At 68.9% G+C, this 14,863-nt stretch carries 15 protein-coding genes; 7 read left to right on the top strand and 8 right to left on the bottom strand.

All coding sequences use genetic code 11. From position 1 onward, the window contains the following. Nucleotides 1–34: 34 nt before the first annotated feature. A complete protein-coding gene (locus tag ACK8HH_RS08125; RefSeq protein ID WP_006896293.1) occupies nt 35–1,147 on the top strand; it encodes a DUF4192 domain-containing protein in 1,113 nt (370 codons plus the stop codon). 11 nt (nt 1,148–1,158) lie between these two features. On the opposite strand, the gene ACK8HH_RS08130 is transcribed toward ACK8HH_RS08125, so the two are convergent. After that, on the bottom strand, nt 1,159–1,839 hold the full coding sequence (locus ACK8HH_RS08130; protein ID WP_006896294.1) for a metal-dependent transcriptional regulator: 681 nt from the start codon (nt 1,837–1,839) through the stop codon (nt 1,159–1,161). 125 nt (nt 1,840–1,964) lie between these two features. Between ACK8HH_RS08130 and ACK8HH_RS08135 the strand changes: the two genes are divergently transcribed. Both ACK8HH_RS08135 and ACK8HH_RS08140 read left to right on the top strand, forming a co-directional pair. Next, nucleotides 1,965–3,209 (top strand): acetoin utilization protein AcuC, encoded by a 1,245-nt coding sequence (locus ACK8HH_RS08135; protein ID WP_006896295.1) that lies wholly within the window; start codon nt 1,965–1,967, stop codon nt 3,207–3,209. Further along, complete coding sequence (locus ACK8HH_RS08140; protein WP_006896296.1) at nt 3,202–5,994, top strand: bifunctional GNAT family N-acetyltransferase/acetate--CoA ligase family protein; 2,793 nt, start codon at nt 3,202–3,204, stop codon at nt 5,992–5,994. The genes ACK8HH_RS08135 and ACK8HH_RS08140 overlap by 8 nt, the downstream gene beginning before the upstream one ends. A 64-nt stretch (nt 5,995–6,058) precedes the next feature. Here ACK8HH_RS08140 and ACK8HH_RS08145 read toward each other — a convergent pair whose 3' ends face one another. Next, entirely contained in the window at nt 6,059–7,057 is a 999-nt protein-coding gene (locus tag ACK8HH_RS08145; protein WP_006896297.1) for a sigma-70 family RNA polymerase sigma factor, read from the bottom strand. A 120-nt stretch (nt 7,058–7,177) separates the two neighbouring features. Continuing rightward, a complete protein-coding gene (locus ACK8HH_RS08150; protein ID WP_412475672.1) occupies nt 7,178–7,768 on the bottom strand; it encodes a TetR/AcrR family transcriptional regulator in 591 nt (196 codons plus the stop codon). Nucleotides 7,769–7,801: 33 nt separating this feature from the next. On the opposite strand from ACK8HH_RS08150, the gene zapE reads away from it, so the two are divergent. Further along, a complete protein-coding gene (gene zapE / locus ACK8HH_RS08155) occupies nt 7,802–8,893 on the top strand; it encodes a cell division protein ZapE (protein WP_412475673.1) in 1,092 nt (363 codons plus the stop codon). Here the strand turns inward: zapE and map are convergent. Continuing rightward, nucleotides 8,880–9,665 (bottom strand): type I methionyl aminopeptidase, encoded by a 786-nt coding sequence (gene map / locus ACK8HH_RS08160; RefSeq protein ID WP_006896300.1) that lies wholly within the window; start codon nt 9,663–9,665, stop codon nt 8,880–8,882. The two genes, zapE and map, sit on opposite strands and share 14 nt — an antisense overlap. 78 nt (nt 9,666–9,743) lie before the next feature. Between map and ACK8HH_RS08165 the strand changes: the two genes are divergently transcribed. Continuing rightward, nucleotides 9,744–10,055 (top strand): helix-turn-helix domain-containing protein, encoded by a 312-nt coding sequence (locus tag ACK8HH_RS08165; RefSeq protein WP_006896301.1) that lies wholly within the window; start codon nt 9,744–9,746, stop codon nt 10,053–10,055. A 3-nt stretch (nt 10,056–10,058) separates the two neighbouring features. Here ACK8HH_RS08165 and ACK8HH_RS08170 read toward each other — a convergent pair whose 3' ends face one another. Continuing rightward, nucleotides 10,059–10,475 carry a DUF3099 domain-containing protein gene (locus ACK8HH_RS08170; RefSeq protein WP_062366836.1) on the bottom strand — a complete coding sequence of 139 codons (417 nt, stop codon included), beginning with the start codon at nt 10,473–10,475 and terminating at the stop codon, nt 10,059–10,061. Between the two features lie 35 nt (nt 10,476–10,510). Here ACK8HH_RS08170 and ACK8HH_RS08175 point away from each other — a divergent pair, with 35 nt between their 5' ends. Next, entirely contained in the window at nt 10,511–10,741 is a 231-nt protein-coding gene (locus ACK8HH_RS08175) for a DUF3039 domain-containing protein (protein WP_006896303.1), read from the top strand. Between the two features lie 7 nt (nt 10,742–10,748). On the opposite strand, the gene ACK8HH_RS08180 is transcribed toward ACK8HH_RS08175, so the two are convergent. Continuing rightward, nucleotides 10,749–11,858, bottom strand: coding sequence for a YihY/virulence factor BrkB family protein (locus tag ACK8HH_RS08180; RefSeq protein WP_412475674.1), 1,110 nt, complete (start codon nt 11,856–11,858; stop codon nt 10,749–10,751). Nucleotides 11,859–11,995: 137 nt separating this feature from the next. Between ACK8HH_RS08180 and ACK8HH_RS08185 the strand changes: the two genes are divergently transcribed. Beyond that, nucleotides 11,996–13,795, top strand: a complete 1,800-nt coding sequence (locus ACK8HH_RS08185) for a DEAD/DEAH box helicase (RefSeq protein WP_375002019.1) — start codon at nt 11,996–11,998, stop codon at nt 13,793–13,795. A 50-nt stretch (nt 13,796–13,845) separates the two neighbouring features. Here the strand turns inward: ACK8HH_RS08185 and ACK8HH_RS08190 are convergent, their stop codons facing one another. Both ACK8HH_RS08190 and ACK8HH_RS08195 read right to left on the bottom strand, forming a co-directional pair. Beyond that, nucleotides 13,846–14,031 carry a hypothetical protein gene (locus tag ACK8HH_RS08190; RefSeq protein ID WP_045538182.1) on the bottom strand — a complete coding sequence of 62 codons (186 nt, stop codon included), beginning with the start codon at nt 14,029–14,031 and terminating at the stop codon, nt 13,846–13,848. A gap of 124 nt (nt 14,032–14,155) precedes the next feature. Then, nucleotides 14,156–14,779, bottom strand: a complete 624-nt coding sequence (locus ACK8HH_RS08195; protein WP_045538181.1) for a TetR/AcrR family transcriptional regulator — start codon at nt 14,777–14,779, stop codon at nt 14,156–14,158. Nucleotides 14,780–14,863 lie beyond the last annotated feature (84 nt).

A 14,863-nucleotide genomic window follows, 5' to 3' on the forward strand; every position in this document is an offset into this window, starting at 1 on the left:
TCCCGGCCGGCCGCGTCGAGGCCAGCGTGGGTGCATGACCAATTCACTCAGCATTCCCGCAGGCGGCCACACCGACGGTCGCTCCGATCCCGACAAGTTGCTCGCCGCGGTCCCGGGACTGCTCGGCTTCGTGCCCGAACAGTCGATCGTGCTGCTGGTGTTCGGTGCCGACCGCACTGTCGTGGCGACCATGCGGCACGATCTGTGCCTGACCAAGAACGGTTCGCCGTCCGCCGGCATGCGGCAGCTGTTCATCCGGTTGGGGACGCTCGCGGCCTCCTACGGGGCCATCGGCACCGTCGCGGTGATCGTCGACGACCGCTACCCGCCCGACGACGACCGCTACCGCGCCGTCGCGGCGGCTGCGAACAAGGGCTTCGGCCCCGCGGGCGGACTGTCCGCGGCGTTCGCGATGGCACAGGCCGCCTCGGGCAGCCGGTGGCACACCGTGTGGCGACCGGCCGGGGGCCGAGCGGCGCCCTATCCGTTCACCGCGGCGGTACCGGCCACCGGAGTGCTGTCGGACCCCAACGCCTCGCCGACCGCGCTGGAGCGCGCGGTCCACTCCGGCAGACGGATTCTGGCGCGGCGGTCGGAGATGCTTGCGCTGCTGTCGCCGGAACCGCACTGCGCCCGGGCGGGCTGCCGCGGCGTGTCACCGGTTCCAGTGCGGCACGAACCCGGCCGCGTCGACGCGCAGGGGCTCGCATTCGCGCTGGGGACGCTGGCCCGTTTCAGCGCCGGCGACACCGATCTGACGTGCGCGGACGTGAACACCCTCGCCGAAGCGCTGGTGTCGGTGCATGTGCGCGACGCGCTGCTCGGACTCTCGCTCACCGAACAGCGCGGCGCGGCGGAGGATCTGTGGCGCACCCTGACCAGACGGCTCGACGGCCATGCCCGCGCGGCGGCGGCCACACTGCTCGGGCATCTGCACTACATGGCCGGGGAGGGCGCGTACGCGGGCGTGGCGTTCGGCGTGGCGCACGACGCCGACCCCGACTACCATCTCGCGAACCTGCTCGACACTGCACTGATCAACGGCATGCGACCGAGGGAACTGCGCGGACTCGCCGAACTCGCATACGAGATCGCCGAGAGCCTCGGCGGCCCTCTGCCCGCCCCGGTGCACGAGCCGGCCGGCTGACCGTGCGGTGATCAGGTCTTGTTGACGAAGATCGCGTGCGAGATCTCCGAGGACAGCGTCAGCCCCTCGTGTCCGGGAGTGTTGATGATGACCGCACGGGGTGTCACGTTCACCGACACGCGTGCGTTCGGCACCACGCCGGCCTGCCGCAGCTCGGAGATCAACTCCGGGTCGGCCTGCGCGTGCTCGGACATACGCGTGATCACGACAGTGCTCTCACCCTGGGGGAGGTCGACGAGCCGCACCGAGGTGTCCTCGCGCGCACTGGCCTCGACCCCGAGCTGCTCCAGCCCGGGAATCGGATTGCCGTACGGCGACGTCGTCGGGTTGTCGAGGACCTCGACGATGCGCCGCTCGACGTTCTCGCTCATCACGTGTTCCCAGCGGCAGGCCTCGTCGTGCACCTCGTCCCACGGCAGACCGATCACGTCCACCAGCAGCCGCTCGGCCAATCGGTGCTTGCGCATCACTGAGATGGCCAGATTGCGGCCCTTGTCCGTGAGTTCGAGATGCCGATCGCCCGCGACGCGCAGGAGCCCGTCGCGCTCCATGCGGGCCACCGTCTGCGAGACCGTCGGTCCACTCTGTTCCAGGCGCTCGGCGATGCGAGCGCGCAGCGGGATGATCCCCTCCTCCTCAAGGTCGTAGATCGTCCGCAGATACATCTCTGTGGTATCGACAAGATCGTTCACGAAGCCTCAGTCCTTTCGCCTCAGTTCAGGTTACCTGTAAGGCAGGGCGTCAGGGGCACCTGATGCAGTCCCCGAGTGGCGTGAAACCGTTAGCGTGACAGGGTGATGCGAAAAGAGGCGAGGCGATGAGTGCGGCGATCATCTGGAGCGAGCACTTCATGGAGTACAAGTGGGCCTACACCCACCCGATGAGTCCGGTGCGCCTCGCCCTCACGATGTCGCTGGCGCGCAGCCTCGGTGTGCTCGACGACGTGGACACGATCGAGCCGCTGCCGGTGGACGACGGGCTCCTGACCACCGTCCACACGCAGGGTTACGTCGACGCGGTCCGGGCCGTCAGCTACGGCACCGCCTCGCTCAACGGCCCGGTCCTCGAGCGTCTCTTCGGCCTCGGCAGCGCGGACAACCCGATCTTCGAGGGCATGCACGATGCGGGAGCGATGCTGGTCGGCGGCTCGGTGGCCGCGGCCGCGGCGATCGCGTCCGGAAGTGTGCGCCGAGCGGTCAACATCGGCGGCGGCATGCATCACGCGATGAAGGGCCACGCCGCCGGCTTCTGCATCTACAACGACTGTTCGATCGCGATCCGCTGGCTGCTCGAGCACGGCTACGACCGGATCGCCTACATCGACGTCGACGCGCACCACGGAGACGGCGTGCAGGCCGAGTTCATCGGCGACCCGCGGGTGATGACGGTGTCGCTGCATCAGCACCCCGCGACGCTGTGGCCCGGCACCGGCTGGGCCACCGAAGTGGGCGAGGGGCCGGCCACGGGCACCGCGGTGAACGTCGGACTGATGCCCGGGCTGCCGGACTCGTTGTGGCTGCGCGCCTTTCACGCCGTCGTTCCGTCGATGGTGGAGGCGTTCAAGCCGCAGATCCTGGTGACGCAGATCGGTGTCGACAGCCACCGCGACGACCCGCTCACCGACCTGGCACTGACCGTCGACGGCCACGCCGCCGCGGTCCGGGCGTTGCGCGAACTCGCCGACCGGTACTGCGAGGGACGCTGGCTGGCCGTCGGCGGCGGGGGATACGGCGTGATCAACGTGGTCCCGCGCAGCTGGACGCATCTGATCGGCGCGGCGCTCGATCGCGACGTGCCCGCGCAGACCCGCATCGGGGACGACTGGCTCGCCGGCGCGCAGGATCTGGCGAAGACGGTTCACCCCGACTACGCGCGGCCGCCGGAGGCCACGATGGGAGACGGCGGCGTCACCGACTTCGTCCGCTGGGACGGCGACGGCAGCGCAGAACCACCCGACGGCGTCTCGGAGACCGCCCAGCGGCAGACCGACAAAGCCATCATCGCCACCCGCCGAGCGGTGTTCCCGCTGCACGGCCTGGACCCGGAGGATCCTCGTGACTGACACGCCCGACACCGGATCGACGGACACCGCGAGCGATACGGAGGACACGCCGACGACCGAGGACGCGCTCCCGCGCGAGTACCCGCGGCAGTGGAGCGCCGACGTCCTCGCCTCGGACGGAGGCGTGGTTCACATCCGGCCCATCATGCCCGCCGACGCCGACCTGCTCGTCGAGTTCCACAACGGTCTCAGCGAACGCACCCGCTACATGCGGTACTTCGGTCCGACGCCGACGCTCCCGCCGCGTGAAGTGGTGCGCATGACGACGGTGGACTACCGCAACCGCGTCGCCCTGCTGGCCTTCCTCGGCGACCGGGTGATCGCGATGGGGCTGTACGAGGGGCTCGCGGCGGACGGTAAACCGACGTCCGCCGAGGTGGCCTTCGTGGTCGCCGACGATCACCAGGGCCGTGGGTTGGGTCCGATCCTGCTCGAGCACCTGGCGGGTGCGGCGGCGGAGAACGGCTTCACCCGGTTCGAGGCGGAGGTGCTGTCGGAGAACCCCAACATGGTGGCCGTCTTCCGTGATGCGGGATATCAGATCAGCCGGGCCTTCGACGGCAGCACCGTGCACGTCGAGTTCCTGATCGATCCCACCGAGGCGCTGACGGCGGTGCGCAACGCCCGCGAGCGTGCCTCGGAGGCACGCAGCATCGCGAATCTGCTGCGTCCTTCGTCGGTGGCCGTCATCGGTGCCTCCGCCGACCCCAAGAAGGTCGGCAACGTGTTGCTGGCGAATGTGCTCGCGGCCGGCTTCACCGGGCCGGTGTTCCCGGTGAACGGTTCGGCGGTGGCGTCCGAACCGGACGACGCTCAGCCGCGCCGCGGTCCCGGACGACCGCCGCGCACCGCACCGCCGTCGGTGCGCGGGATCCGCTCCTATTCGACGGTGCGCGACATCCCCGACCCGGTGGATCTGGCCGTCATCGCGGTGCCTGCCGCCCGCATAGACCAAGTGCTCGACGACTGTCTCGCCAAAGGCGTGCGGACCCTGGTGGTGGTGTCGGCGGGCTTCGGTGAGAAAGGCGAGGCCGGGCTGGAGAACGAGAAGCGGCTCGCCGAACAGGTCCGCGCCCACGGAATGCGCCTGGTGGGGCCCAATGCGCTCGGCGTGGTCAACAACCATCCCGACATCGCGCTGAACGCGTCATTGGCTCCCCGCATTCCGGGGGCGGGCCGCGTCGGATTCTTCTGCCAGTCCGGTGCGCTCGGCATCGCGATCCTCGACACCGCCGCCCACCGCCGGCTCGGCCTGTCGACGTTCGTCTCCGCGGGCAACCGCGCCGATGTGTCCGGGAACGACGTGCTTCAGTACTGGGACACCGACGACGACACAGACGTGGTGCTGCTGTACCTGGAGAGCTTCGGCAATCCGCGCAAGTTCGGGCGGATCGCTCGCCGGGTGGCGTCCAAGAAGCCGATCGTCGCGATCAAGTCGGGCAGCGGGGCGATGTCGCCGGTACACGCCCAGCGCACCGGTCCGGTGCGCGACGACCGCGTGGCACAGATGGTGCTGGAACAGGCCGGGGTGATCCAGGTCGAGACGATCGCGGAGCTCTTCGACTCCGCTACCGTGCTGGCCTACCAGCCGCTGCCCGACGGTCCCCGGACGGCCATCCTCGGAAACTCGTCGGTCATCGCGTCCCTGGCTGCCAACACCGCCCGCAGCTCGGGCCTCGAAGTGGTCTCGATCGTGGATCTGGGGCCGGCCGTGACACACGACGCACTGTCGGCCGCCGTCGCCGAGGCGATGAACGACGACGCGATCGACGCGGTGATCGTGGTGTTCGTCCCGCCGGTGGCCGTCGACTCGTCCGACTACGCGTTGGGCCTGCTGGAAGCGACCCGCCCGGCCGACGGAGGCGACGTTCCGACCAAACCGGTCGTGACGACCTTCCTCGCGGTGGAGGGTGTTCCGCCCGGTCTGTCGCGCACCGGACCGGACGGGCTGCCCGTGCGCGGGTCGATCCCGTCGTACCCGACGCCCGAGCGCGCTGCGAGCGCGCTGGCGCAGGCGTGGCGCTACTCCCGGTGGCGGTCGCGGCCGGCCGCCGCGCCCGCACCCATCCCGGATTCGCGGCCGGAGGACGCGCGCAGCTTCGTGCGAGAGGCGATGGCCGACGGCCCGCGCTCGCTCACTCCGCGCGAGGGGTCGTACGTGCTCGGGCACTTCGGCATCGAAGTGGTTCCGTTCCGGGACGTCCGGACGATGCACGAGGCGTCTGCGGCGGCGCGTGAGCTGGGATTCCCGGTCGTGGTGAAGTCCACCTCGCCGGCCTGGGTCGGTCGGGTGGACCGGGAGGGCGCCCGGCTGGACCTGTCCGACGCGACCGCGGTCATCACCGCGTTCAACGAACTGCAGACCCTCACCGGCGACTCGTCGCTCCAGGTGCAGCGGATGGCGCCGAAAGGCGTCGGGATGTACCTCCGCGTCTCCGACAGTCCGTCGTTCGGTCCGCTGATGTCGTTCGGCCTCTCCGGACGACTGTTCGAGGCGCTCGGTGACCGGAGCTTCCGGTCGATCCCGCTGACTGAGCACGATGCCAGGGAACTGGTCGACGAGCCGAGTGTCCGGACGCTGCTGGCCGAGGACCACACCGATCCGGACGCGCTGGTGGAGTTGCTGCAGCGGGTGTCGGCGCTGATCGACGACGTCCCCGAGATCCGCGAGCTGACGCTCGACCCGATCCTCGCCTCGCCCGACGGGATCTCGGTCCTGGGGTCGCACATAGATGTCGGCCCGGTGCCCACACTCGCGGACACCGGGCCGAGGCGGCTGGGTTGACTCGGGGGATCATCGACCGCAGCCGCCGGTCTGGGGCGGGACCGCGGCGCGGTCCCTCATCGGATCAGCTCGCGTAAGCGCGGAGCTTCTCGGCGCGGTCGCCCTGACGCAGCTTGGTCATGACCTCGCGCTCGATCTGGCGGACACGCTCGCGCGAGAGCCCGAAGGCGCGGCCGATCTGGTCGAGCGTGCGCGGCTGACCGTCTTCGAGGCCGTACCGCATCGTGATGACCTGCATCTCCCGCTCGTCGAGCGTCGAGAGCACCGAGCGGATGTCGGAGTGCAGGAGGTTCGCGATGACGACGGTCTCGGCCGAGGTGGCCTCGGCGTCCTCGATGAAGTCGCCGAGCGGCGCCTCCTCGTCGTTGCCGACGGGCATGTCCAGGCTCACCGGATCGCGGCTGTGGTCCATCAGATCGGCGATCTTCTCAGCCGGGATACCCGATTCCAGGGCCAGTTCCTCGTCGGTGGCCTCCCGGCCGAGCTGCTGGTGCAGTTCGCGGCGGATACGGGCCAGCTTGTTGACCTGCTCCACGAGGTGGACGGGCAGGCGGATGGTGCGGCTCTGATCAGCCATGCCGCGGCTGATCGCCTGGCGGATCCACCAGGTCGCGTAGGTCGAGAACTTGTAGCCCTTCGCGTAGTCGAACTTCTCGACGGCGCGGATCAGACCGAGGTTGCCCTCCTGGATGAGGTCGAGCAGCGGCATGCCCCGGCCGGTGTAGCGCTTGGCCAGGGAGACCACCAGGCGCAGGTTCGCCTCAAGCAGATGCGCGCGAGCCTGTTCGCCCTCGCGGACGAGAATGGCGTAATCGCGCTTCTTGGCCGGGCTGAGGCGCTTTTTGGTGGCCAGGAGATGCTTCGCATACAGCCCGGCCTCGATGGCCTTGGACAGGTCGACCTCCTGCTCAGCGGTCAGCAGAGCGGTGCGGCCGATGCCGTTGAGGTAGACGCGGACGAGGTCGGCCGAGGGTGACTGCGCATCCAGATCCTGCTCGGTGAGAGCCGGGCGAGTACGGGTGGAACGAGCTTCGGACGGGCGGGCAATCGTCGAGTGAGCCATGCGACCTCCTGGAGATGCGTTTCATCAGTGCGTTCACCAGGTCCAACGTCGCGGGTGCCGGAAAGGTTCCCCGTGGTTGCTGAGAAGTTGCTTAGTCTACCGCTGCGCGGTGGAATCGGCTCATTGGACCAGGTCAGGAAAGTAACGACCGATCGCATCCCGAAGTTCCCGCGCACCGCGCACCGTGCCGGAGAAGTAGGCGAGAGCCGTGACGCCCTCGCAGAACACCATCAGATCCTCGGCCAGATCGTCCGCACCCCGCTCGCGAGAGATACGGGAACCGGCGGCGAAGAGCGCGATGGCTGCGGACCGGGAGAAGAGGCACTCGCTCAGCGCCGTCGCCGTGCCGGCTTCGGCGGCGTCCGGGGCGAGGGCGTAACGGGCACGCACATCGCGCATCCGCACGCCGGTCAGATGGTGAAGATAGTCGGCGATGACCGTGCCCGGTGACGCGCCCGACGACTCGGCGGTCGCCGACACGCGGTGGAAGGCGGCGCGCGAGGTCCGGGTCAGATGCGCGATCGCGCCGCCGAGAAGGGCTGCACGGGTGCGGAAGTAGTAGGACGTCGATCCCTTGGGCAGGTCGAGAGCCCGGTCGACGGCAGAGTGGGTCACCGCGCGGTTGCCGCCGGCGGCGGCGAGGTCGAGCGCAGCCTCGCAGATCGCCTCACGGCGATCGGTCCTGGGAGTGAGATCGGGCACGGCACTCATTGAATCACCCTCTACGAACATAGAGTGTTCGTTATGTGGAAGTGGCGAGAGCAGCGAGCGATGCGTGCGGACCGGGAGCGCCGCGCCGCGGTCCGTGCGGCAGTGCATCAGCGCGCGGCACGGGAAGGACTGCGTCTCACCGATGGACAACTCGCCGTGCTGCGGTTGCTGTGCGGTGAGGAGAACGTCTACCTCCACGGTCCGCCCGGCCGCGGTAAGAGTTGGCTCGTCGACGCCGTGGTCGCGGCACTCGGTGCGCGCCGATGGCATCTGCACGAGTTCTTCCGGGATCTGCACGACGGTATCGGTGCGACCGGCGGGCTCGCCCCGAGCGTGTCCGCACTGGTCGGTTCGGCGCGGGCGGTCTGCCTGGACGAGTTCACCGTCCACGACCCGGCCGACGGAGTGCTGCTCGACCGAGTGCTGCGTGAGTTGCACCGCCGCCGGATCCGTATCATCGTGACCTCGAATCGCGCGCCCGCCGAGCTGATGCCGAACCCGTTGTTCCACTCTGCATTCGAGCCGACCATCGCGACGATCGAAGACATCTTCACCGTCGCGACCCTGGACGACGGCCGCGATCTGCGGGAGGCGGGTGCGGCGGTCGTCCTCGCCGCCGGCGGCTTCCGTCGGGGGCGTTGGACGATCTGCGGTGCGGGATCCGTGCGACGCGCCGGGGGCGGCCGCCCGGTCGCCTCCGGCGAAGAGATGGACGAAGAGGGGACGGTGGAGTTCGGGTTCGGCGAGTTGTGCGAGGTCCCCGCCCATGTATCGGACTACCTGTCGCTGGCCGAGCGCTTTCCGCGCTGGCGGGTGACGATGCCCGACGAGTGCGTCGCCGGCCCCGACGCGCTCGCCCGGTGGGCGGCACTGCTCGACGTCGCCCACGATCGCGACATGGAGGTGACCGTCGTCGCGAGCTTCGGGCCCGGCGAACTCGCGGACCTGCTGCGTTCTCGGCTGCCCGACGCCGCTCGCGCCGTCAGCCGAATGTCGGCGTGGACGGTCGAGACTGCAGCGACGGTGGAGACTGCATGCACTGTCGAGACTGCAGACACTGTGGAGACTGCGGACACTGTGGAGACTGCAGACACTGTGGACACGGCGGCTGTCAGCGAGCGGTGAGGACGGTCGGTCCGTCCTCGGTAATCGCCACGGTGTGCTCGGAGTGCGCGGTGTTGCTCCCGTCGGCCGAGCGGATCGTCCAGCCGTCGGCGTCGTAGACGATCTCGTCGGTTCCCGCAGCCCACCACGGTTCGAGAGCCAGTACCATTCCGGGCTTCAATCGGAGGCCGCGGCCGGCGCGTCCGACGTTCGGGACATGTGGATCCTCGTGCATGGTGCGGCCGAGACCGTGGCCGCCGAAGTCGGTGTTCACGCGGTAGCCGTCGGCGGCGGCGACGGCGCCGATGGCGGCGGAGATGTCGCCGAGTCGGCCTCCGGGAAGGGCGGCCGCGATGCCGGCCTCGAGAGCACGGCGAGTGGAGTCGATCAGTCGTGCGTCGGGATCGTCGGTGCGGGACGCGACGTCGTCGTCGAAGCCGACTTGAACGGTGATCGCCGAATCTGCAGTCCAGCCATCGATCGAGACGGCGAAATCCATGGTCAGGAGATCGCCGCGTGCGAGGACGTGCGGGGCGGGCAGGCCGTGCAGCACGGCGTCGTTCACGGACAGGCAGACGACGTTGCGGAACGGTCCTCGGCCGAAGGAGGGGGAGTAGTCCCAATAGCAACTGACCGCGCCGCGATCGGCGATCAGCCGTCGTGCGTGATGTTCCAGATCCATCACGTCGACGCCCGGGCGCGCGAGACGTGAGAGGTCGGTGAGGACCTCGGCGACGAACGCGCCGGTGACCGCCATCTTCCCGATCTCATCCGGCGTTTTGAGCTCCATCATCGTCATCTCCCAGCGTTGGTATTTAAATACCGACACTGTAGCAGCCCCGCGGTATTCGAATACCGCTAAGCTGCGGGTATGGTTCGTCTCCCGTTGACTCCCGAGCAACTCGCCGCAGGCAGACGCCTCGGAGTCCTCTTCCGCTCCGCACGGGCCGACCGCGATCCCGTGCGGGTGGCGGCCGCAGCCGGGATCTCGCCGGAGACATTGCGCAAGCTCGAGTCCGGCCGGATGCCGAGCCCGAGTTTCGGGACCGTCGTCGGGCTGTGCGCGGCGCTGGAGATGCCGGTCGACGATGCGGTCGCGACCTGGCTGGCCGACGGCGTGGACGGCGACCGAGTGGACGGCGACCGTATCGGCGGCGGACGCGACGAACGTGCGGTGGGCTGAGCCCTACTCTCGTTCCGGGTGCTCGGGATCGGGACGTCCCTCCACCTCGGATTCGATGATCCGGTGCGACCGGTCGTCGTAGCGATCGCGATGCGGCTCGGGCGCGATCTCCGGCTGCACGGAGCGGGTGCTGCCGTAGTGATACATCGGGACCTCGCCGTGCTTGCGGGGTTCCCGGTCGTTGGCCTTGAGGACGGCGATCCACGGAATCGGGATGGACGCGACGATGATCGCCAGTGCGATCCAGCCGTTCTGCGTGACGCCGTACACGATCGACGCGATGATCAGTGCGGGGATGCGGATCGACATCATCAGGAAATAGCGACGCTTGCGGGCGCGGAAGACGGCGTCGCGGTCGGGTTCAGCGCTGGTGATCAGGAAGCTGTCGCCGTCACCATCGCGTCCTCGTCGTTCCGCCATACCTCCATGGTTGCACAGTGGTCCACAATGGAGTCATGGCTACTCAGACGATCGAACGCCCGGACATCGATGAACGCACTGAGGAGGACGATGACACTCCGAAAGTCTTCCACTATGTGAAGAAGGACAAGATCGCCGAGAGCGCGGTCATGGGTACTCACGTGGTCGCCCTGTGCGGTGAGGTCTTCCCGGTCACCAAGTCCGCGAAACCCGGCTCGCCGGTCTGCGAGAAGTGCAAGAAGATCTACCAGAAGATGAAGAAGTAACCGATTCTCAGCGGGCGGTCGGGGCGGGTCCGTCGGGATCGTCCCCGTCCCGGCCGTCGTCCCCGTCCCGGCCGTCGCCCGACCCGCGGCCGTTCAGTGCGCGATTGCGCAGTGTGTCGGTCAGTTCGGTGGTCTGGCTGGTGACCCAGTTGCGCACCACCCCGCCGCCGCGCGGCGCCGGCCACAGTTCCTCGATCGAGGCGTTCAACTCGGCTCCTACGACGATCGCGAAGCCGAGGAAGAAGGTGAACAGGAGGAACGCGATCGGCGTCGCGAGGGCGCCGTAGGTGTAGCCGGCGCGGGTGAGCGCGGTCAGGTAGAAGCGCAGGACGTACGTCGCGACCCAGAAGAAGACACCCGCGAACAGGGCGCCCGGCAGCAGCCGGTGCCAGGGCGCCGGATGCGGCAGCGCGAACCGGTACAGCGTCACCAGCGCGCCGATCAACAGCACCCCCACGAACGGGAAGTAGCCCCAGTCGACCAGATCGGAGATCGCCGGATCCCACGCGTCGGGCAGGATCTGGTGCAGATACGTCGGCCCCAGTGCCACCAGCGGCAGCACCAGGACGCCGGAGACCAGGAAGACCATGTAGATGAGCAGCGCGAAGATGCGCTGCCACACCGGGTGGCGGATCTCGTGCTGTCCGTGTGCGTGCACGATCGAGGAGACGAAGCACGACATCGCCGACGATCCCGCCCACAGAGACATCACGAAGCTCACCGACATGATCGCCACTCGGCCCCGCCCGAGGACGTTCTCGACGGTCGGAGCGATGAGGTCGTCGACCACGTTCGGTGTGAAGGCGTGTTCGGAGAACGAGATGATGCGCTCCGTGATGATCTGCACGGTGTCGGGGCCGAACCAGTCGGCGATGTATCCGAGGCTGCCCAGTACGCCGAGCAACAGCGGGGGGAGCGACAGAGCCTGCCAGAACGCCGCCTGCGCGGCCCAGCCGATGATCGAGTCGTCCCAGGACTTGACCGTCGTCCGCCACGCCAGACGAGGGATTCCACGTATCACTTCGGGCAGGCTCGCCCGGCTCTGCCGGTCGTCCTGACTCGCGTTCTCCTCGCCGTCGGTGGGCGCGTGGTGCTCGGTGTCGATGCCTACCAGCATGGCGGATGGGCGCCACGCCCGGAACGAGCGCCCCGCCGGCGGGCGTGGCGCGCAGGCGTGCGGCGGCGACCGCGAGGATGTCCGGCGGCCGGGATAGACTCGTGGAGGTTTTCTCGCGAGGAGGGTGCAGGAGCAGGGTGACCAGCACGGAGACAGAAGTCGGGTCCGGGACGACAATCGGTGACGGGGTGGACGAGGTCGACGGTGAGGCTGCTCGGCGCGTGGGATCGGGCGCGCCGCTGCGCGCCTGGCAGCGGCGGGCGCTGACGAAATACCTGACCAGACGGCCGAAGGACTTCCTCGCCGTCGCGACGCCGGGTGCCGGAAAGACGACCTTCGGGCTGCGCGTGGCCTCGGAACTGCTGGCCGACCGGACCGTGGAACGGATCACCGTCGTCGCGCCGACCGAGCATCTCAAGCACCAGTGGGCACAGTCGGCCGCGCGCGTCGGCATCGCGCTGGACTCGAACTTCTCCAACTCGACGGGGTCGACCAGCTCGGACTTCGACGGTGTGGTCCTGACGTACGCACAGGTGGCGGCGCACCCGTCCCGCCACCGCGTCCGCACCGAGCAGTACCGGACGCTGGTGATTCTCGACGAGATCCACCACGGCGGCGACGCGAAATCGTGGGGCGACGGGATCCGGGAGGCGTTCAGCGATGCGGAACGGCGGCTGTCGCTGACCGGAACACCCTTCCGCTCGGACGATTCCCCGATCCCGTTCGTGACCTACGAACCGGAGCCGGGCGGTGGGCAGCGCTCGAAGGCCGATCACTCCTACGGCTACGCCGACGCCCTGCGCGACGGCGTGGTCCGGCCAGTGGTCTTCCTCGCATACTCCGGTCAGGCGAGCTGGCGGACCAGCGCGGGTGAGGAGTTCACCGCCCGGCTCGGTGAGCCGCTCTCGGCCGAGCAGACCTCGCGCGCCTGGCGCACCGCGCTCGACCCCCACGGCGACTGGATCCCCGCGGTCCTCTCGGCAGCCCACCGTCGGCTGATGAAGCTGCGGGACTCGGGTGTGCCGGACGCGGGCGGACTGGTGATCGCGACCGACCAGCAGACCGCGCGCGACTACGCCGAGCTCCTGCTGTCGATGACCGGCAAGAAGCCCGCGCTGATCCTGTCCGACGATCCGAAGTCGTCCTCCCGGATCGCCGAGTTCTCGGCGAGTCAGGACGAGTGGATGGTCGCGGTGCGCATGGTGTCCGAAGGCGTCGACGTGCCGCGGCTGGCGGTCGGGGTGTACGCGACCAATGCGTCGACTCCGCTGTACTTCGCGCAGGCGATCGGCCGATTCGTGCGGTCGCGGCGCCCGGGGGAGACGGCGAGCGTCTTCCTGCCCTCCGTGCCGGTGCTGCTCGACCTGGCGAGCAAGCTCGAGGCGCAGCGCGATCACGTGCTGGGCAAGCCGCATCGTGAGTCGGACGGACTCGAGGACGGGCTCCTGGCTCAGGCCAACAAGCGCGAGGACGAGCCGGGCGAGGACGAGAAGACCTTCGAATCGCTGCACGCCGACGCCGAACTGGATCAGGTGATCTACGACGGTTCCTCGTTCGGCACCACGACACTCGTCGGTTCCGACGAGGAGTCGGACTATCTGGGACTTCCCGGACTGCTGGACGCCGACCAGGTGCGAACGCTGCTGCAGCAGCGGCAGGCCGACCAGGTGACACGACGGTCGGCCGCGGCCAAGGCGCGTCCCGCCGACGACGCTCAGGCGCAGGCCGCTCCGAACGCCGCTGAACGGCAGACGGGGGAGAACCTGCACGCCCTGCGCAAGGAGTTGAACACCCTCGTCGCGCTCCATCACCACCGGACGGGCAAGCCGCACGGCCAGGTCCACAACGAGCTGCGCACTCGCCTGGGCGGTCCGCCGACGGCGATGGCGACCGCCGAACAGTTGCGCGAAAGGATCAAAGCCCTGCGAACCTGGTAGGTTCGCAGGGCTTCGAGCCTGGAGTCAGCCGGCCGTGACCGGCGCGGCGGTCAGTCGACCACCGCCCCGATCTCGACGAGGCGGGCCTCGTGATCGTTGTAGTGGTGGAGGCAGAAGAGCAGCTCTCCACCGGTCGGCAGGGTGGCGCGCACCTTGGCAGCGGCGCTGCAGCGATCGCAGCGGTCTGCGGCAGTCAGCGGCGTCCTCGCGGGTGCGGTCGTGGCGATGTCGCTCATGTCGTCCTCCGTCCCATAGCCGGCGAACCGCGAATCGGTTCGTCGTCCTTCACTCTGTCAGACGAATACCGGCCCCTGAATGTTCCCGGTTGGCCTCGGTGTGTCGCAAATCAATTCATTCGGACTACGGATCGGGCCGATCGGCGCGCACCGGAGCGGCGCCGACCACGCGGAGGGCGATGCCCGCGTAGAAGTCGCCGAGCCGGCTCGGGTCGAGCGGGCCGGACTCGGAGTACCAGCGAGCGATGTCGATCCCCATCGACAGGAGCGAGTTCGTGGTCGTGTGGGGATCGTCGACGTCGAACGCGCCCGAGGCGATCCCGGCGTCGACGATCGCCCGCACGCGCCGAGTGATGTCGCGGCGGAGTTCGACGATCTCGCGGCGGTGTTCGGGAGTCAGACTCGTGAGTTCGTAGTTCACTATCCGTGCGCTGGTGTGTCCCCTCGCGTGCCACTCGGCGAATGCGCGTATCACCGAGGCGAGCCGCTCTGCCGGGTCCGCACCGGGGTCGTCGGCCTGCTCGACGGTCGCGAGGGTGGCCTGGTGGCCGGTGTGCGAGAGCTCGAAGAGCAAGTCTTCCTTGCTGCGGTAGTGGACGTACACCGCCGCCGGACTCATGCCGGCGGCCGACGCGATGTCGCGCGTCGTGGTGCCGTGGAAGCCGCGTTCGGCGAAGGCCTCCAATGCGGCGTCGAGCAGACGCCGCCGGGTGAGCTCGGATCGGGACGGAATGCTCTCGTCGTTCACGCTCGCCTCCTGTGTGCCGGGTCGGTGCCGCACGGTCTCGGATATGAGCCGGGCCGCATCCGGCGAGACCGGTTGACGGATGTC

The organism is Gordonia sp. LUNF6 (genome assembly GCF_047041125.1).
Lineage (GTDB): Bacteria > Actinomycetota > Actinomycetes > Mycobacteriales > Mycobacteriaceae > Gordonia > Gordonia sihwensis.